Origin of the sequence: Amycolatopsis sp. NPDC088138 (genome assembly GCF_044741685.1) — a bacterium.
Lineage (GTDB): Bacteria > Actinomycetota > Actinomycetes > Mycobacteriales > Pseudonocardiaceae > Amycolatopsis.
This window is the reverse complement of the sequence record NZ_JBIUTB010000001.1, coordinates 693,043-713,778: the sequence shown is the minus strand read 5'-3', so window position 1 is coordinate 713,778 and position 20,736 is coordinate 693,043. Positions and strand designations below refer to the sequence as shown.

Here is a 20,736-nt window from a genome sequence, read left to right as displayed (position 1 = left end):
TCACCTTTCTGGGGAAACCGCGCCGGAAGCTGTGGCCCGGTTCCGCCGCCGGAGCGCCGTTCGGGCCGAGGACACGATGTTGGGGAGCAGGACCGACACGATCAGGAGCACGCCGGTCACGATGTTGAGCGCTTCGTTCGACACGTCCTGCAGGCGCAGCGCGTTCTGCAGGGACGCCAGCAGGACCACCCCGGCGAGCACGCCGGGCAGCGTGCCCTTGCCGCCGAAGATGGACACGCCGCCGAGGAGCACGGCGGCCACGACGGCCAGTTCGAGGCCGAAGCCGTTGTCGGCGCGGGCGCTGGAGTAGCGCAGCGTCCACAGCACGCCCGCGACCCCGGCGACCGCGCCGCTCACGACGTAGAGCCAGAACTTCAGGCGCCCGGTGCGGATCCCGGCGAACCGCGCGGCCTGCTCGCCGGCGCCGGCCGCGAAGACGCTGCGGCCGACCGGCGTCGCGTGCAGCACGAGCCCGAACAGGGCCGCCACCACGATCAGCGGGATCAGGACGTTCGGGATCGGGCCGTCGCCGATGGTCCCGGTGACCCAGCTCGTGTAGTCACGCGGGAAGTCGGCGACCGCGCCGTCGCCGAGGACGACGAAGGCCAGGCCGCGGTACAGCGCGAGCGTGCCGATCGTGACGGCGAGGGCGGGCAGTTTCAGGACGGTGACGAAGAAGCCGTTCACCGCGCCGAGGATCGCGCCGAGCACGATGCACAGCGGGATGATCGTCTCGATCGACAGGCCCGCGTCCCAGAGCGAGCCCATCACCGCGGACGTCAGCCCGAGCGTGCTCGCCACCGAGAGGTCGATCTCGCCGGTGACGATGATGAACGTCATCGGCAGCGCGATCAGCGCGATCGGCAGCAGGTCGAGCAGCAGGAAGGTGAAGTTGCGGCTGGTGCCGAAGTTCTCGACGGCGCCGGAGGCGACCAGCACCACGACCACCGTCACGAGCACGACGGCGGCGTCCCAGCTGAACAGCCTGCCGAGCCGGTTCCCGTTGTCAGACATGGGAATCCCTCTTCTTCAGTGCCTTGGCCACCCGAACGGCGACCAGCCGGTCGGCGCCGATGGCGAGCAGGATCAGCGCGCCGACGATCGCCTGCTGCCAGAACTGGTTGATGTCGAGCACGGCCAGGGCGCTGCCGATGACCGTGAGCAGCAGGGCGCCGAGGCCGGCGCCCCAGACCGAGCCGCTGCCGCCGAACACCGCGACGCCACCGACCACGGCTGCGGCGACGACGTTCAGCTCGTAACCGGTGCCCGCGGCGGCGTCCACCGTGCCGAAGCGCGCGGCGAACAGGACCCCGGCCAGGCCGGCGAGCGCGCCGCTGACCAGGAACGCGGCGCTGGTGTTGCGGCCGACCTTGATGCCGGCCAGCTTCGCGGCCTGCGGGCTGGAGCCCATCGCGTAGAGCTCGCGGCCGGCGCGGTAGCTGCGCAGCACGATCCCGGCGATCACCAGCACGACCACCGCGATCAGCACCAGCCACGGAATCCCGAGGATCGACGCCGTGCCGAAGTCCAGGAAGGACGCCGGCAGCTTGTCGGCGTTGATCTGCTGGCCGCCGGCCCAGAAGAAGCTCACCCCGCGGAAGGCGTACAGCGTGCCGAGGGTGACGACCAGCGCCGGCACCTGGCCGAACCGGACGAGCACACCGTTGAGCAGGCCGCAGACCGCGCCGACGACGATCCCGGCGAGCACCGCCACGATCACCGGCAGGCCGGGGTTGTCGCGCATCAGCGAGCCGACGGCGAACGCCGAGAGGCCCAGCACGGAACCGACCGACAGGTCGATGTTGCGGGTGATGATCACGACCGCCTGCCCGACGGCCAGCACCGCGAGGATCGCCGTGCCGAGCAGGATGTCGCGGATGCTCTGCCCGGACAGGAACCGGGAGTTCTGCGTCGCGGTGAACGCGACCAGCACGATCAGCGCCAGCACGATCCCGGACTCGCGGGCCTTGAAGACGTTCGCCGCCCACGACTGCCGTTCCCCGGTCACGGGTTCGCGGGGTGGTGCGGCCACCTTGGTCGCGTTCACGCGGCGGCTCCCTGTCCCATCGCGGCGAACATGACCGAGTCTTCGGTCGCTTCGGCGCGCGGGAGCTCGGCCACGATCCGGCCCTCCCGCATCACCAGCACGCGGTCGGCCATGCCCAGTACCTCCGGCAGTTCGGACGACACCATGACGACGGCGACGCCTTCGGCCGCGAGCGACGACATCAGCCGGTGCACCTCGGCCTTCGTGCCGACGTCGATGCCGCGGGTCGGTTCGTCCACGATCAGCACCTTCGGCGCCATCGCGAGCCACTTGGCCAGCACGACCTTCTGCTGGTTGCCGCCGGAAAGCGTGCCGACGGGGTCGCCGAGGCGGCGGTACTTGGTGCGCAGCCGCTCGGTCCAGCGCCGCGCCTCCTGCCGTTCGCTCCCGCCGCTGAGGAACCCGAAGTTCGCCAGGGCGCCGGAGCGCGGCAGCGTCACGTTGCGCTCGATGGACAGGTCCATGATCAGGCCCTGCTGCCGCCGGTCCTCGGGGACCAGCGCCATCCCGGCGTTCATCGCGGCCCGCGACGAGTGCGCCTTGAGCTTCTTCCCGTTGACCCGCACGACTCCGGCGTCGCGTTCGTCCACTCCGAACACGGCCTGGACGACCTCGGAGCGGCCGGACCCGACGAGCCCGGCGAACGCGACGATCTCCCCCGCGCGCACCGAGAACGAGATGTCGCGGAAGACGCCTTCCCGCGCCAGGCCTTCGACTTCGAGGACCACGGCGCCGGGTTCGACGTCCTGCTTGGGGAACAGCGCGTCAAGGTCGCGGCCCACCATGCGGTGGACCATTTCGTCGACCGTGACGTCGGCGACCAGGTCGGTGGAGACGTGCTTGCCGTCGCGCATGATCGTGACGCGCTGGCAGAGCTCGGTGATCTCCTCGAAGCGGTGCGAGATGAACATGATCGCCGCACCTTCCTCACGCAGCGTCCGCGCGACCGTGAACAGCCGCTCGACCTCGACGCGGCTCAGCGCGGCGGTCGGCTCGTCCATGATCAGCACGCGGGCGTCGGCGCTGAGGGCCTTGGCGATCTCGACGATCTGCTGGTCGGCGATCGACAGCCCGCGCGCCGGGCGGGCCGGGTCGATCCGCACGCCGAGCCGGGTGAACAGCCGGTCGGCTTCGGCGCGGATCGCGGCCCGGTCGATGCGGCCGAGGCTCTTGCGCGGGTGCCGGCCCATCACGATGTTCTCCGCGACCGAAAGGTCGGGGAACAGCGTGGGTTCCTGGTAGATCACGGCGATGCCGGCGGCCTTCGCGTCGGCGGGCGAGCCGAACGAGACGGGCTCACCGTCCATCAGCAGCGTGCCGTCGTCGGGCTTGTGCACCCCGGCGAGCATCTTGACGATCGTCGACTTGCCGGCGCCGTTCTCCCCGACCAGGGCGTGGGCCTCCCCGGCGTACAGGGGGAAGGACACCCCGGCGACCGCCGCGACGGCGCCGAACGACTTCGTCACGCCGCGCACCTCCAGCAGAGGGGCTCGGCCCGGGTCCTGCCGCGTCATCGCGACCTCCGGTTCAAGGATTGAAAGGTTTCACAAACCTGGCGCGGTGACGCTACTATGCAGCCGAAGAACAAGTCAATGCATCGGCTGAACCGTGGCCAAACGGCTTCAAGAGCGTGTAGTTCGTGGCGATGTTACGTTTCAACCTGCGTGGTAAGAGGGGGTCCGATGACGGTCCAGCAGTCCGGCGCCGAGCCGAGAGCGGCGGGCATGAAGGACGTCGCCGCGGCCGCCGGCGTCTCCCTCGGCACGGTGTCCAACGTGCTCAACCGGCCCGACCGCGTCAGCCCCGCCACGCGGGCCAAGGTCGAGGCCGCGATGGCCGAGCTCCGGTTCGTGCGCAACGAGTCCGCGCGGCAGCTCCGGGCGGGACGCAGCCGCGTGCTCGCTTACGTGATGCTCGACGGCAGCAACCCGTTCTTCACCGACGTCGCGGCCGGCATGGAAGACGCCGCGGACGAAGGTGACCTCTCGCTGTTCCTCTGCAACAGCGCACACCAGCCGTCGCGGGAGGAGGCCTACCTCGGGCGCCTCGAACAGCAGCGGGTGCAGGGCATTCTCATCACGCCCGTCGACCCGGACGCGCCGCTGCTGCGCGAGATCGCCCGCCGCGGCACGCCGGTGGTCGTCGTGGACCGCACGCCGGACGGCACCGAGCACTGTTCCGTCGCGGTGGACGACGTCTACGGCGGCGAGATCGCCGTGCGGCACCTGATCGAGCAGGGCCACGACCGGATCGCCTTCATCGGCAACCACACGACGGTCGGCCAGGTGCGCGACCGGCGCCAGGGCGCGCTGCGCGCCCTCCAGGCCGCCGGGCTGGGCCCGGACCACCTGGTCGACCTCACGACGACCGCGCTGACCGTCGCCGACGGCCGTGGCGCGGGCGAACGGCTGGCGGGCCTGCCCGCAGCGATCCGCCCGACCGCGGCGTTCTGCGCCAACGACCTGGTGGCGCTGGGCCTGCTGCAGACGTGCGCCACCCTGCGCATGCGCGTCCCGGAGGACCTGGCGATCGTCGGGTACGACGACATCGAGTTCGCTGCGGCGGCCGCGGTCCCGCTGACGTCGGTCCGCCAGCCCCGGCGCCGCCTCGGCCGCACCGCGGCGGAGCTGCTGCTGGCCGAAACGACCGAAACCGCCCACGAACACCGTCAGGTCGTGTTCACCCCGGAGTTGGTGGTTCGCACCTCTACCTTGCGCTGACCAGGCCCCCGTAATGCCGTGTTGATCAGGTGCGATGCCTCAGTGGGTCCGTTTGGGACACACTGGAGCCGTCGAGCCACGCGCGCTCGCCCGAGCACGGAGGTCGGCATGGCGGACGGACGGCGGCTCTCGCGCCGCGGGTTCCTCGCCGCGAGCGGTGCCGGGCTGGCCGCCGCCGTCGTCGGGACCACCGTCGCCGGGTCGGCCGGGATGGGCGAACCGGACCCGGACGCCGTGCGGCTGGGCGATTTCTGGCTTTTCGGGCGGTACGAGGACGGCTGCGCGGACGCCGACTTCGACGAGGAAGACCTCTCGCCGGTGCAGCTCCCCCACTGCGTGACGCCGTTGTCGTGGACGGGCTGGCAGCCGTCGTCGTGGCAGGACCGGTGGATCTACCGCAAGCACTTCACGGTGTCCCCGGCGATGGTCTCGGAGCGCGTCCGGGCGCGGTTCGACGGCGTCATGACCAACGCGGCCGTGTACCTCAACGGCACGCTCGTCGCCTCCCACAACGGCGGTTACCTGCCGTTCGAGGTGGAGTTGCCGCAGGTGACGGCGGGCGACAACATCCTCGCCGTGGTGGTGGACGGGCGCTGGCAGCTCGACGTCCCGCCCAACCTGCCGCGGATGGACGGCCCGTCGGTGATCGACTTCTACCAGCCGGCCGGGATCTACCGCCCGGCCACGATCGGGACGGTGCCGCACACCCGCCTCACCGACGTCTTCGCGTGCCCTGCCGACGTTCTCTTCCCCACGCGCTCGCTGCGCCTGACCTGCGAACTGGACACGACCACCGCGATCACCGAGCCGTTGCAGGTCACGGCGTCGGTGAGCCAGGCCGGCCGGGAGCTGGCCCAGGGCGCCGCGACCGTCGGGCCGATGCCGGTCGGGACGAAGACCGTCACGTTCGAGGTGGGCGGGCTCGGCGCGGTCCGGCTCTGGGACGTCGAGGACCCGGCGCTCTGCGACGTCACCGTGAGCGTGCGGTCCGGGCCGCGGCGGCTCGACCAGCGGGTGGTGCGCGTCGGGTTCCGCGAAGCCCGGTTCACGCCGGACGGCTTCTTCCTCAACGGCCGGCGGCTCAAGCTGTTCGGGCTCAACCGCCACCAGTGGTACCCGTTCGCCGGTGGCGCGATGCCCGACCGCGTCCAGCGCCGTGACGCCGAGATCCTGCGGCGCGAGCTGAACTGCACCATGGTCCGCTGCTCGCACTACCCGCAGTCGAGCGCGTTCCTCGACGCCTGCGACGAGCTGGGCCTGCTGGTGTGGGAGGAGATCCCGGGCTGGGGCCGGGTCGGGGACGCCGCCTGGCAGCAGCAGAACCTGCGTGACGTGTCGGCGATGGTCGTCCGGGACCGCAACCACCCGAGCATCGTCGTGTGGGGTACGCGGGTCAACGAGGCCACCGGCACCACCGAGATGTACCTGAAGACCGGCAAGCTCGCGAAACAGCTCGACCCGTCGCGCCCGACCAGCGGGGCGCTGGCCAGCACCACCGGTGCCCGGCTGGCCCTGCCGCCCGGCACCGACGAGCAGGTGCTCGCCTACAACGACTACACCGCGCGCCGCGGGGCGCCGTTCCAGCTGAAGGCGCCGCGGCCGGGGGTGCCGTACCTGGTGACGGAGTCGATCGGCACGCTCGCCGGCGCCCGCGCGTACCGGCGGACCGACCCGAACGCCACCCGGCAGCAGCAGGCCGAGCTGCACGCGAAGGCCCACGACCTCGCCGCGGCCGACGACCGCTACAGCGGGCTGCTCGCCTGGTGCGCGTTCGACTACCCGTCGGGCTGGCAGCGCTCGATGGGCGGGTCGAAGTTCGCCGGGGTGTCCGACATCTTCCGGATCCCGAAGCCCGCCGCGGCGTTCTACGCCTCGCAGGGCGACCCGCGGGTGCGCGCGGTGGTGGAGGCCGGGTTCGCGTGGGACTTCGGCGCCGGGTTCCCGGGTCCGGGCGCGACGATCTGGTCGAACTGCGACCGGCTCGAGGTGTTCCTGGCCGACCGGCACGTCGGCACGGCCCGCAGTCGCCGGGCCGACTTCCCGCACCTGCGGTACCCGCCGTTCGCCGTCGACCTCCCACAGACGCGGGCCGAGCTGCGCGTCGACGGTTACGTGGGCGACCGGCTGGTCGTGACCCGGCGCTACAGCGGCGACCGGGCGCGTGACGTGCTGAGCTGCGTCCCGGACGACACCGAACTGCGCTCCGACGGCGCCGACGCAACCCGCGTGGTCGTTTCGGTGAGCGACCGCTACGGCACGCTGCGCGCGTCGGCGTCCGGGAAGGTGTCACTCACCCTGACCGGCCCGGGTGAGCTGGTCGGCGACACGACGCTGGACCTGGCCGCGACCGGCGGCGCGGCGGCGGTGTGGCTGCGCCCGTTCGCGGGCCCATCAGGCACCCTGACCCTCACGGCCCGCCACGACTCCCTGGGCGTCGCCACGTCGACGGTGACAGCCCGCGCCCCGGGCGCCGCCCCGACGTCCGCAACCCGCCCATGACCGCTCGCCCGATGTCCGTGAAGGCCACATTGAGGGACTCTGAGTCCCTCAATGTGGCCTTCACGGACCGACGAGTTCGCAGGTCAGGGGGCAGTGGTGAGCAGCTCGGCCAGGACTGCCGCCTGGCTGAGCGGGAGTGTGGTGCTTGCGGTCAGCAAGGTCAGGGGGCCGCCTGCGGCCAGGTCGCGGAGTCTGGCCAGGGCCGCCAGCCGGTCCGGCTCGCTCAGCTCCGCGCGGTAGCGGTCCGCGAACTCGGCGAAGCGGTCCGGGTCGTGGCCGTACCAGGTGCGCAGCTCGTCCGAGGGGGCGAGCTGGCGGTACCAGCCGTCCAGCACGACCGTCCGGGACGCGCCGCGCGGCCAGACCCGTTCCACGAGCACACGGGTACCGTCGGCGGGCCCGGCCGGGTCGGTCAGGCGCGCCACGCGGACCGGCGTGGGGTGCATGCGCGCATTCTGCGTCGCGCCCGCGTCCGCCGCCACTCCGGACCAGGGAGAACGCCGTGCGCAACCGCGTGACGCCGACCGGCGACATCGTCGACGTCCCCCTGCGCGGCGCGTGGACCGGCAACCGGGGCGTGCTGCACGAGGGCTGCGAGATCGTCCGCTTCCACGGCGGCGACCTGTGGATCACCTGCGTGCTCGAGTTCCGCGGCCGCTGGCGCGAGCAATGGCTGCCGGGCCGCTACACGCACCTGTACTTCCACGACGAGGCCGTCTCGTTCGCCGCCGGGCACCGGCCGTGCGGCGAGTGCCGCCACGCCGACTACACGGCCTATCGCGACGCCTGGGGCGGCAAGCCGTCCGCGACCGAGATGAACCGGCAGCTCCACCGCGAACGCCTCCACCGCGGCACCCACACCCGCCGGGTGCACGAGCTGAGCTGGACCGGCCTCCCGGACGGCGTGTTCGTCCGGCGCGGCGACCGTCCGGAGCTCGTCCTCGGCGACCACCTCACGGAGTGGACGGCCACGGGGTACGGCACCCGGCGGCCGCGCCCGTCCGGCGGAACCGTCCCGGTGCTCACTCCCCCGGCCACGATCGCCGTGCTGCGCGCCGGTTACCCCGTGCAGATCGACGACAGCGCACGCTGAACCGGGGCTTGCGGGCCGGGCCGCGTCGATCGAGACTGCCGGGATGGACCAGGTCACCGCCGCCCTCGTCGACCGCGCCCGGCAGCACGCGCTGGGCGATCTCCTCCGCCGCACCGCGCTGCGGCTGCCGGACAAGCTCGCCGTCGTCTCCGGGGACACGCGGCTCACGTTCGCCGAATTCGAAGCCGCCGCCAACCGCTGCGCCCACGCCCTCGCCGCGCGCGGCCTCCGCAAGGGCGACCGGCTCGCGCTGCTGAGCCACAACTGCTGGCAGTACGGCGTCCTGGCCTTCGCCACCGCGAAACTCGGCGTGCTGCTGGTCCCGGTCAACTTCATGCTCGGCGCCGACGAGGTCGCCTACATCCTCCGTCACGCCGAGGCCGCCGCGTTCGTCACCGAGGACGCCCTCGAGGAGACCGCCGCCAAGGCGCTCGAACTGTCCGGACTGGACGACGTCGTCCGCGGCCGCATCGGCCCCGGCGGCGCGTGGGAGGACATCGGCGCCTGGTTGTCCGAAGGAGACGACCAGGCACCCGACGTCTTCGTCGCCGACGACGACCCGCTGCGGCTGATGTACACCTCCGGCACCGAGTCGCGGCCGAAGGGCGTGCTGCTGTCGAGCCGGTCGCTGATCGCGCAGTACGTCTCGTGCGTGATCGACGGCGGGATGAGCGCCGATGACGTCGAGGTGCACTCGCTGCCGCTCTACCACTGCGCCCAGCTGGACTGCTTCTTCTCCGTCGACGTCTACCTCGGCGCCACCAGCGTCATCCTGCCCGGTCCGGACCCCGCGGCGCTGCTCGCGGCCGTCGAGCGGGAGAAGGCGACGAAGCTGTTCGCGCCGCCGACGGTCTGGATCTCCTTGCTGCGCCACGAAAACTTCGACCGGACCGACCTCTCCAGCCTGCGCAAGGGTTACTACGGCGCGTCGGCGATGCCGGTCGAGGTCCTGCGCGAGCTGCGCCGCCGGCTGCCGGACGTCGCGTTGTGGAACTTCTACGGGCAGACGGAAATGGCGCCACTGGCCACGATCCTGCGCCCGGACGAGCAGCTGCCCCGCGCCGGCTCGGCCGGGCGGGCGTCGCTCAACGTCGAGACGCGCATCGTCGACGACGAGGACAACCCGGTGGCGCCGGGGGTCGTCGGCGAGATCGTGCACCGCAGCCCGCACGCCACCCTCGGCTACTACCGCGACGAGGAGAAGACGGCCGACGCGTTCCGCGCGGGCTGGTTCCACTCCGGCGACCTGGGCGTGGTCGACGAGGACGGGTACCTGTCCGTCGTGGACCGCAAGAAGGACATGATCAAGACCGGCGGCGAGAACGTGGCCAGCCGCGAGGTCGAAGAAGCCCTGTACCTGCTCGACGGCGTCGCCGAGGTCGCCGTCTTCGGGATCAGCCATCCACACTGGATCGAAGCGGTCACCGCGGTGGTCGTGCCCCGCGAAGATGTCGAACTGACCGCGGCACAGGTCATCGACCATGCCAGAGCGCAGTTGGCCGGTTACAAATGTCCCAAGTACGTCGTGTTCGCGGACCGGCTTCCCAAGAACCCCAGCGGAAAGATCGTCAAGCGGGAACTTCGGGAGCGACACGCCGGACTGGCCACACGGGACTGAACGACCGAATTCACCTTACCCGGCACGGAAAACCACGGATAACGCTGTACAAGAGCACCCGGGTTGGCGGGAACGACAGCCCGCGAGCACGCCAGGGCCGACCGGCCCGGGAACGGAAAGTCCTAAAGCCATGGCGCGGCCCGTCCGTCGGGTCTAGTAATGAGGCCGTCGTCGTTCTTCGACGGCCGAATCCGAGGAATGAGGTACAGATCGTGTCCGTTTTCATCGCCGTCCTGCTCGCGCTGGGGGCCGGGCTGCTCGTGGGCGGCCGGGTCCACGCCGCGAAGGAGGCCCGCTCCAGCTACTCCGCCTACCGCGCCCGCACGGCCAAGGGCTTCGGGGAGATGATCCGGACCATGGTCGGCGCCGCCATCGCGGTCGTCGGTGCCGTCGCGCTCCTGGTCATTCTGCTCAACGTGCTCCAGCAGGCGTAACCGCACGAACCCGACTCATGGCGGGTTGTTGCCACCGGACCCGCAGAGGACGCTTTCCAAGGCTCCGAGAGGCGGGGCCGCGAAAGGACGACCTCATGAGATCGAGGGTGCTTTCCGCTGTGCTCGGTGTGGCCGCAGGCCTGCTGGGCACGGTCGTCGTCGCCGCGCCGGCCCACGCCGCCGCCGCGGTCTGCGGTGACCAGATCGTCGGCAACGGCGGGTTCGAGAGCGGCACCACGCCGTGGCCCCAGACCAGTGGTGTCATCTCCGCGGCGACCGCCGCGGAACCGGCCCACGGCGGCTCGACTGTCGCCTGGCTGGACGGTTACGGCAGCACGCACACCGACACCCTGTCCCAGGCCCTGACGCTCCCGGCCGGCTGCGCGACGGCCAGCCTGACCTGGTGGTCGCACGTCGACACCAAGGAGACGTCGACGACCACCGCCTACGACAAGCTCGTGGTGCAGGCCGGGACGGACACCCTCGCGAGCTACTCGAACCTCGACAAGAACACCGGGTACGTCCAGCGCACCGTGGACGTGTCGCGCTACCTCGGGCAGACCGTGACCCTCAAGGTCACCGGCACCGAGGACTCGAGCCTGGCCACGAACTTCCTCCTCGACGACTTCTCGCTGACCACGACCGGGACGTCCAACCCGCAGTCCCCGGTCGTCACCTCGCCCGGCAGCCAGACCACCGCCGCCGGCCAGGCCGTGTCGCTGCAGGTCCAGGCCACCGACCCGCAGAACGACGCGCTGACCTGGACCGCGACCGGCCTGCCCGCCGGGCTGGCCATCGGCGCGGGCACCGGGAAGATCACCGGCACGCCGACCACCGCCGGCACCTCTTCGGTGACCGTCACGGCGAAGGACCCGGGCGGCAACAGCGGCAGCGCGACGTTCTCCTGGACGATCGGCTCGGCCCCGGGCGACTCGACCCGCACGCCGATCAACCCCGCCTACACCGTGAACCTGACCTCGAACACCGCCGGCGACACCTGGAACGGGCACCAGTCCGTCAGCTTCACCAACGGCTCGCCGACCGCGCTGCCCGAGGTCTACCTGCGGCTCTGGGACAATTACCACGGCACCTGCCCGACCACGCCGATCACGGTCACCAACGTCACCGGCGGCACGCCGTCGGCGCTGAGCGTCACCTGCACCGCCCTGAAGATCACGCTGCCGGCGCCGCTCGCGCAGGGGCAGTCGGCGTCGATCGGGTTCGACCTGAAGATCGTCGTGCCCAGCGGCGCCGACCGGTTCGGCCACGACGGCGCGTTCAACATGATCGGCAACGCCCTGCCGATCCTGGCGGTCCGCGACGGCGCGGGCTGGCACCTCGACCCGTACACCAACAACGGTGAAGCGTTCTACAGCCTGATCAGCGACTTCGACGTCACCCTCGTGCACCCGACGTCGGTGCTGACCCCGGCCACCGGCACCTCGACCGAGACGACCAGCGGGAGCACGACGACCACGCACGCCGTCGCGAACAAGGTGCGCGACTTCGCGTGGGGCGCCGGGCCGTTCGCGAAGATCAGCACGACCTCCGGCAAGGGCGTGCGGGTCAACGTCTACTCGGTCACCGGGATCTCCACGAGTAGCGCGAACCAGATGCTGACGCTCGCCGCCGACTCCATCGACGTCCACTCGGGCCGCTTCGGCGACTACCCGTACGGCGAGGTGGACGTGGTGCTGGACAACAACTTCTGGTTCGGCGGCATGGAGTACCCGGGCTTCGTGATGGACCTCGTGTCGACCACGGCGCTCCCGCACGAGCTGGCGCACCAGTGGTTCTACGGGATCGTCGGTGACGACGAGTACAACTCGCCGTGGCTCGACGAGAGCTTCACCGACTACGCCACGGACCTCTACCGGGGTGTCACCGGCAGCGGCTGCGGCATCACGTGGCAGTCGAGCGCGGAGAAGCTGACCAACTCGATGGCGTACTGGGACGCGCATTCGTCGCGGTACTCCACCGTGGTCTACAACTACGGCAAGTGCACCCTGCACGACCTGCGGCGGCTCATCGGCGACACGCCGATGGCGAACCTGCTGAAGTCGTACGCGCAGTCGCACTGGTACGGCGTGTCGACCACGGCCGAGTTCAAGGCCGCGGCGCAGGCGGCGGCCGGGTCGACGGACCTGACGTCCTTCTGGGCGTCGCACCGGGTGGAAGGCTAAATCGGGTTGGTCCCCGCTCGTGCGTCCGGCAGGCTGGGCGCATGGGCGGGGACCGGCTTTTCTGCGACAGGCTTTTCTGTGACACGGCGCTGGCCGCGCGGATCGAACGCGCCGAAGCGCGGCTGATCGCGTCGTGCCACGAGGCCGGACGAGCGCGGCGCACCGCCGGGTTCGCGCGCCCGCTCGCCGGCGGGATCGCGAGCCTCGCCGAGGCCGATTCGCCGTTCACCAAGATCGCCGCGCTCGGGTTCGGCGGCGTGCCGTCCGCCACCGAGCTGGACGAGATCGAGCAGTCCTTCGCGGAGCTGGGCGCGCCGGTCCAGGTCGAGCTGTGCCAGCTGGCCGATTCCGCGGTCGGGCTGTTCTTCACCGAGCGCGGCTACCGGCTGGAGTCGTTCGAGAACGTCCTCGGGCGGCGGCTCGGTGACACGGACTTCCCCGAGGACGTCCGGTTGTGCCGCGACGACGAGCTGGAGCGGTGGCTGGCGATGGTCGCCGACGCGAGCGCCGTCGCCGACACCGAGGGGCTGCCCTCGCACGACGACTTCCCGCGGGAGGCGCTGGTCCGGGCGCTGCGGGACATGGCCGGGGTCCGGCGGTACGTCGCGGTGCGCGACGGCGAGTTCGCCGGGGGTGCCAGTTTCCGCGCCACGGACGGGATCGCGCAGTTCACCGGCGCGGCCACGCTGCCCGCCCACCGGCGGCGTGGGGTGCAGACGGCGCTGCTGCGGGCCCGGCTCGCCGCGGCGGCCGAAGCCGGGTGCGACGTCGCCGTCGTCACCACGCAGCCGGGGTCGAAGTCGCACCAGAACGCGCAGCGGCAGGGGTTCGACCTGCTCTACACCCGGGCGATCTTGGTGAAGGGCACCTCGGCGACCAGCTCGTCGGGCGCCGTGAGCCGCCAGGCCTCGTAGATCAGTTCGGCCAGCTCGTCGGCGTCGATGCCGTCCAGGTAGACCACGACCCAGCCGAAGCCGCCCATGGTGAACTGGACCTCGAAGACGTCCGGGCGCTCGGCGACGAGGGCGAGCTGCTCGGAGATCGTCTGCTTGAGGCCGACGGTCCGTGTCCGCGGCCAGTAGTAGCCGAACCGCTTGCCGCGCACGCTGAACGAGGAGTAGTCGCGGGCCTCGGACCGTTCGACGTCCGCCAGCGCGCCCAGTACCCGTTCGAAGTCCTGCACGCCTCCACCGTACCGTGCCTGTCATGACCGACCTGACCGAAGCCGTGCTGGACGACGGCCGTCCCGTCGTGGTCAAACGCGGCGCCGGGCCGCGTGCGGCGGCGGCCGAGGCGGCGGGCCTGCGCTGGCTGGCCGCGGCGGCCGCGGTCCCGGTGCCGGAGGTGCACAGCTGCGACGACGACCGGCTCGTCATGGACCGCGTCCCGGCCGGACGTCCGAGTGCGGCGGCCGCCGAGCGGTTCGGCCGCGGGCTGGCGCGCCTGCACGCCGCGGGCGCGCCGGCGTTCGGCGCCGCTCCCCCGGACGGGCCGGCCGACGCGTGGATCGGGCTGGCGCCGATGGCGAACGTCCCGGGTGACGACTGGCCGTCCTGGTACGCGGCGCAGCGCGTCCTGCCCTACGTGCGGACGGCCGTGGACGCCGGGCTGCTCGAGGCCGCGCCGTTCGAGCGCGCGTGCAGCCGTTTCTCTGTTCCGGACGAGCCGCCCGCGCGGCTGCACGGCGACCTGTGGAACGGCAACGTCCTGTGGGACGGCCGGGAGGCGTGGCTGATCGACCCGGCCGCGCACGGCGGCCACCGCGAGACGGACCTGGCGATGCTGCGCCTGTTCGGCTGCCCGCACCTGGACCGGATTGTGGCCGCCTACGACGAGACCGCGCCATTGGCCGAGGGTTGGCGCGACCGGATCGGCATGCACCAGCTGTTCCCGCTGCTGGTGCACACCGTCCTGTTCGGACAGTCCTACGCCGGGCAGGCACTGGCCGCGGCGAGGTCACTGGGTTAGCACTTGGCGAGCATGGTCTCCAGTGCGGTCTTCTCCGGCACGGTGATCGTGAGGCCGTAGTTGGTCTTCACGACGATCCAGTCGGTGGCGTAGGTGCACCAGTAGGACACGAGCGGCGGCTTCCACTGGTCCGGGGCCTTGTCGCTCTTCTGCTCGTTGAGGTTGTCGGTCACCGCGTGCAGCTGCGGCCGGACCAGGTCGTTCGCGAACTGCTCACGGCGTTCGGTCGTCCAGGACTTCGCGCCGCTGATCCAGGCCTGCCCGAGCGGCACCATGTGGTCGATGTCCACATCGGACGCCTTCGTCCAGGTCTCGCCGTCGTAGGCGCTGACCCAGGTCCCGGACTTGGCCGCGCACTGGGCGTCCACGGAGACGTTCTTGCCGTCGCGCTTGAGCACCTGCTCGCGGGTGTCGCAGGTGCCGTCGGCCTTGTCCCAGTGCGGGAACTTCTCGCGGGAGTAGCCGTCCATCGTGCCGCGGACGGCGATCTTGAGCGCGGCCAGCTCCGTCTTGGCCTCGCCGGGCGCGACCGGCGCCGCGGCGGCCGTCCCGCCCGGCTGGCTGCCTTGTCCCCCGGCGGCGAAGTCCTCCGGCTTGCACCCGGCCAGCGCGGTACCCGCCACGGCGGCCAGCACGGCCAAGGAGAGCGCTCTGGTGCGCGACATCGTGAGCCCCTTTCACGTCTACCTCGGGTTGATGCCCAGGAGACGCGCCGGGGAAACGGTGCAGATGGCCTAGTTGGCGCGAACTGATCGCGTCAGCCGCCGTGGAAGACCTGAGCGACGAACACGGCGGCGATGACACCGATCGTGACGAGCAGCGTCAGGACCACGACCAGGCCCCAGGGAACCTGCCGGATCGGCCGCTGCCGGGGAAAAACGGCCGACACGGGCCCCCGCACCCGGGGCGGCGCGGGTTCGGCGATCTCCGTCTCGGGCTCCGGCGGCGGCGTCGCCTCGGGGGCGTCGGGCGCCGGCGGCAGTACCCGGGCCGCGACGGGAAGGCGCAGCGGAAACCCCTCGGCGAGCAACGCGGACCGCGGCGGGGCGAGGTGGGCGAGCGACAGGGCGTAGCAGGCTTCGAGGACGTCGTCGGCGGTCCAGACGGTCCGCCACCGGTTGTGCTGCGCGATGATCCGCCGCAACCCGCGCGGATCCGCGAGCACGGTGGCCACCCCCGGCTCGGGTTCACGCGAAGGCAGCATCGGCCACGCGGGCGGCGCCCCGGCTTCGGCCAGCCGCACCAGCAATTCGGCGCCCGGGTCCGGCGCGGGTCGCGGCGCTCCATTCGCCGCGAGAACCCCGACGGCCGGGTGGGATGTGGCAACCACCCCCGCCTCGGCACCCGGCTGCGGCGCGGGCCGGTTCAGGACGGCCGGAACCGGGTCCGCCGCGAGAACTCCCGCCGCTGGGTGCGGACCGGCGACCAGCCTCGCCTCGGCACCCGGCTGCGGCGCGGGTCGGGTCAGCACGGCCGGAACCGGGTCCGCCGCGAGAACTCCCGCCACTGGGTGCGGACCGGCGACCAGCCTCGCCTCGGCACCCGGCTGAGGCGCGGGTCGCGGCCCCGTAGCCGAACCGGCATCTGCCGCGAGCACCCCTGCAGTCGGGGGCGAACCGGCAACCAGACCCGCCTCCGAGGCAGGGCGCGACCACGCAGCCGCATCCGAGGCAAGGACCCCAGCCTCCGGATGCGGAGCAGCAACCAAACCCACCCCCGGAGCAAGACCCGGCAACGCAGCACCTGCCACCAGGTGCGGACCAGCAACCAGCCTCGCCTCGGCGCTCGGCAGTGCGGGTCCCGGCCCCGTAGCGGAAACCGCATCCGTCACGAGAACCCCTGCGGTCGGGGGCGAACCGGCAACCAAGCCCGCTGGCGAACCAAGGCTCGGCAACGCAGCCGAAACTGCATCCACCGCGACAACCCCCGCGCCCGGATGCGAACGGGGAACCAAACCCATCTCCGAAGCAGGGCCCGGCAACGCAAGAACCCCCATCCCCGGCTGCGAACCGGCAGCCGGTCCCGTCTCAACATCCGGCCCCGGCACGGGACCCGAAACCCCATCCGCCGCCACAACCGCCACGCCCGGAGGCGAACCGGCGAACGGGCGCCGCGGTCCTGGATCGCTTGCGGCCCAAGCCGAATCCACCGGCTTCGGCGGTACGACCACGACCAGCCCGGTCACGTGGGCTCCGCCGCCGAGCGCGGCAAGCGCACGCTTCGTCGCCCGCACCGCGGCTCCCGCCCGCGGCCCCGGTTCGGCGCCGGTCACCACGCCCGGCTCGTGCGCCGCGATCACCACCACCCCGGACCGCGTGAACACCAGCGCGTCCACGAAACACGGTCCGGCCGGGGTCGGCACGCTGATCCCCGCCAAGGCCAGGCCCTTCAGCTGATCCGGCCCCCACGAATACAGCAACCCCACGAGATGCTCCGCGGCGACCGGCAGAACCAGGTCGCGCTGCTGCGCCACGAGCACGCCGGTCACACCTCCATGACGAGAACGGCGAACGGTCCCTCGACGGTAAGAGGCGAACCCACCACAGCCCCAGGCGCCGAACGAGTGGTCGATTGCGACGAACCGGGCACCGTCCGTAGCGAGGCATGCTGGGCGGGGCACCGGACACCGACCAGGGAGACCGCCGATGGGTTCACCTCCAGCCGCCTACCAGGCCACCGCGGGTGGCGCGCTCGACGTCGACCGGCCGTTCTACCAGCGGTTAACCGGGGAAACCAGGCGCGAGCTCGTCGAGAGCTTCGAGGTCCCGATCCGCTCGGGGCGCGCGTGGCGGGTGCCGCGCGGACACCTGTGCCGCCTGCGGACGATCGACGGCCCGCAGGTCGGCGACCTGAACCTCTGGAACGCCGACGACCCGCGCGAGCGCTTCTGGGCCGCGCGTACCCGGCAGCTGCAGCGCGCGCACGTCAGCACGTTCGACCGGCTGTGGTCGACGCTGCCGTTCCTCCGCCCGCTCGCCACCATCACGTCCGACACGCTCGAGAACCACGGCGTCGACGGCGAAGGAGGCCGGGTGCACGACCTGCTCGGCACCCGCTGCGACCCGTACGTCAACCGGATGCTCACCGGCGAGGACTTCGACTTCCACTGCCACTCGAACCTGGTCCGCGCGGTGGCGCCGTTCGGGCTGACCGAGTTCGACGTGCACGACGTCCTGAACGTCTTCCAGTGCACCGGCCTCAACGACGAGGATCGCTACTTCATGAAGGCCTGCCCGGCGCGCCCAGGCGACCACTTCGAGTTCTTCGCGGAGATCGACCTGCTGTGCGCGCTCTCGACGTGCCCGGGCGGCGACCTGTCGGTGCCGCTGTGGGGCCCGGACGCGCGCGACCCGATCGACGTCTGCCGGCCGATCGGCGTCGAGGTCTTCAAGCCGCCGTCGCACCTCCTCGACGGCTGGTCGTCCCCGGCGAAAGCCGCCTACCGCGGCCTGCACGGCGTCCGGCAGCCGGAATGGGGCGAACCGGTTTAGGTTGCCCGGGTGGAACAGCTGCCCTTCGACGAGTACGTCCGTTCCCTCGACCGCAAGCGGACGGCGGCCGGGGTGCTCCTGCGCGACACGGCGGATCGGGTGCTGTTCGTCCGGCCGTCGTACCAGCCGTTCTGGGAGATCCCGGGCGGCGCCGGTGAGGCGGGTGAAGCCCCGTGGCACACCGCTGTCCGGGAGCTGCGCGAAGAACTCGGGCTCGACCGGCCGCCGGGACGCCTCCTCGTGCTCGACCACCAGCCGGCGGGACGGCTGCCCGAAGGCCTCAACTTCGTCTTCGACGGCGGCCTGGTGACCGAGGACGACGTCGCCCGCTTGACGTTCACCGACGACGAGATCGTCTCGGCCCGCCTGCTCCCGCTCGCCGACGCGGTACCCGGGCTCCAGCCGGTTCTCGCCCGCCGGGTGGCGGCGGCGCTGGCCGCCGTCCGGTCCGGCGAGTTGCTGCTCTGCGAAGACGGCCACCCGGTCCGATGATCACCGAACCCTTGAGCGGGACGGTTCGAGCGGTTCACCCCGCGCGCGGTCCGTGTGATGATGGGCGGCGGGTACCCCGATCGGCTCGACGAGGAGTGCGAAAGTGGACCTGCGGACCGAGATCGCGCAGTCGTGGCGGCGGGCCGAGCTGTCCGGGCTCTCCCCCGGCTCGACCTTGGACCGGCTGGACGTCGCCGACGTCGACAGCCGCAGCCGGCTGCTGCGCGCGGCCTCCCCGGTGCTCGACGAGCTGGCCCGGCAGCTGGCCGGGACGCGGTTCTGCGTCGTGCTGGCCGACCACGAGTGCCGGATCGTGGCGCGGCGGTTCACCGAGCGGTCGGTGGAGCTGGCGCTCGAGGACATCAGCGCGGTGCCCGGCTGCCAGTTCCTGGAGGAACGGACCGGGACGAACGCCCTGGCCACGCCGTTCGAGACCCGCCGTGGTGTCGCGGTCGACGGTGGTGAGCACTTCCTCGAAGCGATGAAGCAGTTCACCTGTTACGGCCACCCGCTGACGCACCCGGCGACCCGGCGGCTGGTGGGCGTCCTCGACATCACCGGGCCCGCGGGTGACGCGAACCCGCTGCTCGGGCCGTTCCTGCGGCGCGCGGTGTCCGACATCGAACGGCGGCTGCTCGACGGCGCGAAGCTCGCCGAACAGCAGCTGCTGACGGCGTTCCAGTCGGTGCAGCACCGGGCGTGCGCGGTGCTGGCGCTCGGCCAGGACGTCGTGCTGGCCAACACCGCGGCGACCGAGCTGGTCGACACCTCCGACCACCGGCTGCTGCGGGAGCTGGGCCGCACCCGCCGCGGGATGCGGCGGATCCGGCTGACGTCGGGCACGCCGGTCGAGGTCCGGGTCGAGGCGGTGTCGGCGAACGCCGGCCTGCTGTTCGAGCTGGCGCCGGTGCGTTCGACGAGCCCGGTGGTCTCCCGGCCGCCCGGCGCGCGCGAGCTGTTCCCCACGGCGGTGGAGGATCGCCTCCGCAACGCCGGCCGGGCCAGCAGACGCGTGCTGATCTGCGGCGAGCCCGGCGCCGGCCGCAGCACGGCGGCGCGGGTCGTCGCGGGGGACGCGCCGGTCGTCGAGTTCGACGCCTCGGACGTCGTCTCGGGCGCGGCCGCCTGGTGCGCGTCCGTCGAAGCCGCCGCGGACGCGCCGGGCCTGGTGGTGATCGACGGCATCCAGCTGCTGCCGCCCCTGGCCGCGGTGCGCCTGGCGCGGCTCCTGGACACGACGTCCGCGTGGTTCGCGCTGGTCAGCGGCCCGGCCTCGGAGCTGCACGGCGAGCAGGCGACGCTCGCGGCGCGCGTGCACCGGCGGATCGAGCTGCCGCCACTGCGGGAGCGACGGGACGAGATCCCGTCGATCGCCCGCGCCTTGCTGCGTGGTTTCGGCGCGTCCCTGCGGCTGACGCCGGGAGCGCTGGAGCTGCTGGGTTCGCAGCAGTGGCCGGGCAACCTGCGCGAGCTGGCGGGAGTCCTGTCGGCCGCGGCCGACCGCCGTTCGGCGGGCGACCTGACCGCGGAGGACGTCGCCCCGGGCTGCGCGGAGCCGTCCCCCGGAGCGGCGCTGAGCGGCTGGGAACAGGCGGAGTACGACGTGATCGTCCGGACGCTGCGGGCGTGCGGCGGCAACAAGGTCCACGCGGCGAAGCAACTCGGCATCAGCCGCTCGACCCTCTACAACCGGATGCGCGCGCTGCACGTCCGCTGAGCCCGGAACGCTCCTGTTCAAACCCGCACAATGACGTTTCGAGAGTCTGCCGTTCTTCAAGACAAATGTGGCACCTGATGTGGTGAACCGCTCGGCTCGCCAAGTTCTCGCCACCAGGCCGCGTTGTTGCTGGTGACGGTATCACTGCCTGGTTCGGTGCCCATCTGGCGGCCGCAACAGCGCAGACCTCGCAGCCAATCGGCCGACTACTCGGCGCATCAAGTTTAAAAAAAGCCGTGACCGTCCAGATTTCAACCACAAAACCGTTGGCGTAGCTACGGCAATTCGCCACCTGTCGACCGAGCGACCGGATTACGTCCGCTCAAGAATTCCCGACCGATACATTGCAGGCCGACGATGAGCGGCCCAACGATGCGCGCGCTGCACGTCCGCTGAGCCGCCACTGTCCGGGATCCGGACACTTCACGGCCCTCCCCGCTGCCCACAATCGGCTGCGCAGGGGTGCAACGCCGC

18 protein-coding genes are annotated in these 20,736 nt (G+C 71.8%); 11 read left to right on the top strand and 7 right to left on the bottom strand.

Annotation, left to right across the window (positions count from 1 at the left end):
* From ACIOD2_RS03345 to ACIOD2_RS03335, 3 genes are read right to left on the bottom strand one after another with little or no spacing between them, the layout of a single operon-like run.
* Entirely contained in the window at positions 1–1,014 is a 1,014-nt protein-coding gene (locus ACIOD2_RS03345) for an ABC transporter permease (protein WP_400533734.1), read from the bottom strand.
* The gene (locus ACIOD2_RS03340) at positions 1,007–2,047 is read right to left on the bottom strand and encodes an ABC transporter permease (protein WP_400533732.1); all 1,041 of its coding nucleotides are present in this window, start codon (positions 2,045–2,047) and stop codon (positions 1,007–1,009) included. Before ACIOD2_RS03340 ends, ACIOD2_RS03345 begins: the two co-directional genes overlap by 8 nt.
* Positions 2,044–3,561, bottom strand: a complete 1,518-nt coding sequence (locus ACIOD2_RS03335) for a sugar ABC transporter ATP-binding protein (RefSeq protein ID WP_400533729.1) — start codon at positions 3,559–3,561, stop codon at positions 2,044–2,046. Before ACIOD2_RS03335 ends, ACIOD2_RS03340 begins: the two co-directional genes overlap by 4 nt.
* A 168-nt stretch (positions 3,562–3,729) precedes the next feature.
* Between ACIOD2_RS03335 and ACIOD2_RS03330 the strand changes: the two genes are divergently transcribed.
* On the top strand, positions 3,730–4,767 hold the full coding sequence (locus ACIOD2_RS03330) for a LacI family DNA-binding transcriptional regulator (protein ID WP_400533727.1): 1,038 nt from the start codon (positions 3,730–3,732) through the stop codon (positions 4,765–4,767).
* 108 nt (positions 4,768–4,875) lie between these two features.
* Positions 4,876–7,266 (top strand): glycoside hydrolase family 2 protein, encoded by a 2,391-nt coding sequence (locus tag ACIOD2_RS03325; protein ID WP_400533724.1) that lies wholly within the window; start codon positions 4,876–4,878, stop codon positions 7,264–7,266.
* Between the two features lie 83 nt (positions 7,267–7,349).
* Here ACIOD2_RS03325 and ACIOD2_RS03320 read toward each other — a convergent pair whose 3' ends face one another.
* On the bottom strand, positions 7,350–7,712 hold the full coding sequence (locus ACIOD2_RS03320; protein WP_400533721.1) for a DUF488 domain-containing protein: 363 nt from the start codon (positions 7,710–7,712) through the stop codon (positions 7,350–7,352).
* Between the two features lie 56 nt (positions 7,713–7,768).
* Between ACIOD2_RS03320 and ACIOD2_RS03315 the strand changes: the two genes are divergently transcribed.
* The 5 genes from ACIOD2_RS03315 to ACIOD2_RS03295 all read left to right on the top strand — a co-directional run bounded on the left by ACIOD2_RS03315 (position 7,769) and on the right by ACIOD2_RS03295 (position 13,508).
* Positions 7,769–8,359: a hypothetical protein gene (locus tag ACIOD2_RS03315; RefSeq protein ID WP_400533719.1), complete on the top strand. Its 591-nt coding sequence runs from the start codon at positions 7,769–7,771 to the stop codon at positions 8,357–8,359.
* 43 nt (positions 8,360–8,402) lie between these two features.
* The gene (locus ACIOD2_RS03310) at positions 8,403–9,977 is read left to right on the top strand and encodes an acyl-CoA synthetase (RefSeq protein ID WP_400533716.1); all 1,575 of its coding nucleotides are present in this window, start codon (positions 8,403–8,405) and stop codon (positions 9,975–9,977) included.
* A 212-nt stretch (positions 9,978–10,189) separates the two neighbouring features.
* Positions 10,190–10,411 carry a hypothetical protein gene (locus tag ACIOD2_RS03305; RefSeq protein WP_400533713.1) on the top strand — a complete coding sequence of 74 codons (222 nt, stop codon included), beginning with the start codon at positions 10,190–10,192 and terminating at the stop codon, positions 10,409–10,411.
* Between the two features lie 107 nt (positions 10,412–10,518).
* Complete coding sequence (locus tag ACIOD2_RS03300; RefSeq protein ID WP_400535390.1) at positions 10,519–12,594, top strand: putative Ig domain-containing protein; 2,076 nt, start codon at positions 10,519–10,521, stop codon at positions 12,592–12,594.
* Between the two features lie 41 nt (positions 12,595–12,635).
* Positions 12,636–13,508, top strand: a complete 873-nt coding sequence (locus ACIOD2_RS03295) for a GNAT family N-acetyltransferase (RefSeq protein WP_400533710.1) — start codon at positions 12,636–12,638, stop codon at positions 13,506–13,508.
* Here ACIOD2_RS03295 and ACIOD2_RS03290 read toward each other — a convergent pair.
* Complete coding sequence (locus tag ACIOD2_RS03290) at positions 13,433–13,777, bottom strand: MmcQ/YjbR family DNA-binding protein (RefSeq protein ID WP_400533707.1); 345 nt, start codon at positions 13,775–13,777, stop codon at positions 13,433–13,435. The two genes, ACIOD2_RS03295 and ACIOD2_RS03290, sit on opposite strands and share 76 nt — an antisense overlap.
* Before the next feature lie 23 nt (positions 13,778–13,800).
* On the opposite strand from ACIOD2_RS03290, the gene ACIOD2_RS03285 reads away from it, so the two are divergent.
* Positions 13,801–14,562, top strand: coding sequence for a fructosamine kinase family protein (locus ACIOD2_RS03285; RefSeq protein WP_400533705.1), 762 nt, complete (start codon positions 13,801–13,803; stop codon positions 14,560–14,562).
* Here ACIOD2_RS03285 and ACIOD2_RS03280 read toward each other — a convergent pair.
* Positions 14,559–15,227 (bottom strand): HNH endonuclease family protein, encoded by a 669-nt coding sequence (locus tag ACIOD2_RS03280; RefSeq protein ID WP_400533702.1) that lies wholly within the window; start codon positions 15,225–15,227, stop codon positions 14,559–14,561. The two genes, ACIOD2_RS03285 and ACIOD2_RS03280, sit on opposite strands and share 4 nt — an antisense overlap.
* Positions 15,228–15,319: 92 nt before the next feature.
* On the bottom strand, positions 15,320–16,033 hold the full coding sequence (locus ACIOD2_RS03275; protein ID WP_400533699.1) for a hypothetical protein: 714 nt from the start codon (positions 16,031–16,033) through the stop codon (positions 15,320–15,322).
* A gap of 1,174 nt (positions 16,034–17,207) precedes the next feature.
* Between ACIOD2_RS03275 and ACIOD2_RS03270 the strand changes: the two genes are divergently transcribed.
* From ACIOD2_RS03270 to ACIOD2_RS03260, 3 genes are all read left to right on the top strand, one after another.
* The gene (locus ACIOD2_RS03270) at positions 17,208–18,053 is read left to right on the top strand and encodes an urea carboxylase-associated family protein (RefSeq protein ID WP_400533697.1); all 846 of its coding nucleotides are present in this window, start codon (positions 17,208–17,210) and stop codon (positions 18,051–18,053) included.
* 9 nt (positions 18,054–18,062) lie between these two features.
* Positions 18,063–18,545, top strand: a complete 483-nt coding sequence (locus tag ACIOD2_RS03265) for an NUDIX domain-containing protein (RefSeq protein ID WP_400533694.1) — start codon at positions 18,063–18,065, stop codon at positions 18,543–18,545.
* A gap of 103 nt (positions 18,546–18,648) precedes the next feature.
* Positions 18,649–20,262 carry a sigma-54-dependent Fis family transcriptional regulator gene (locus tag ACIOD2_RS03260; RefSeq protein ID WP_400533691.1) on the top strand — a complete coding sequence of 538 codons (1,614 nt, stop codon included), beginning with the start codon at positions 18,649–18,651 and terminating at the stop codon, positions 20,260–20,262.
* Positions 20,263–20,736 lie beyond the last annotated feature (474 nt).

What these genes read in the sequence shown, in the direction of transcription:
- ACIOD2_RS03335 (WP_400533729.1), bottom strand. Translation starts at nt 3,561, where the DNA reads ATGACGCGGCAGGACCCGGGCCGAGCCCCTCTGCTGGAGGTGCGCGGC.
- ACIOD2_RS03270 (WP_400533697.1), top strand. Translation starts at nt 17,208, where the DNA reads ATGGGTTCACCTCCAGCCGCCTACCAGGCCACCGCGGGTGGCGCGCTC.
- ACIOD2_RS03330 (WP_400533727.1), top strand. Translation starts at nt 3,730, where the DNA reads ATGACGGTCCAGCAGTCCGGCGCCGAGCCGAGAGCGGCGGGCATGAAG.
- ACIOD2_RS03295 (WP_400533710.1), top strand. Translation starts at nt 12,636, where the DNA reads ATGGGCGGGGACCGGCTTTTCTGCGACAGGCTTTTCTGTGACACGGCG.
- ACIOD2_RS03310 (WP_400533716.1), top strand. Translation starts at nt 8,403, where the DNA reads ATGGACCAGGTCACCGCCGCCCTCGTCGACCGCGCCCGGCAGCACGCG.
- ACIOD2_RS03285 (WP_400533705.1), top strand. Translation starts at nt 13,801, where the DNA reads ATGACCGACCTGACCGAAGCCGTGCTGGACGACGGCCGTCCCGTCGTG.
- ACIOD2_RS03345 (WP_400533734.1), bottom strand. Translation starts at nt 1,014, where the DNA reads ATGTCTGACAACGGGAACCGGCTCGGCAGGCTGTTCAGCTGGGACGCC.
- ACIOD2_RS03280 (WP_400533702.1), bottom strand. Translation starts at nt 15,227, where the DNA reads ATGTCGCGCACCAGAGCGCTCTCCTTGGCCGTGCTGGCCGCCGTGGCG.
- ACIOD2_RS03325 (WP_400533724.1), top strand. Translation starts at nt 4,876, where the DNA reads ATGGCGGACGGACGGCGGCTCTCGCGCCGCGGGTTCCTCGCCGCGAGC.
- ACIOD2_RS03320 (WP_400533721.1), bottom strand. Translation starts at nt 7,712, where the DNA reads ATGCACCCCACGCCGGTCCGCGTGGCGCGCCTGACCGACCCGGCCGGG.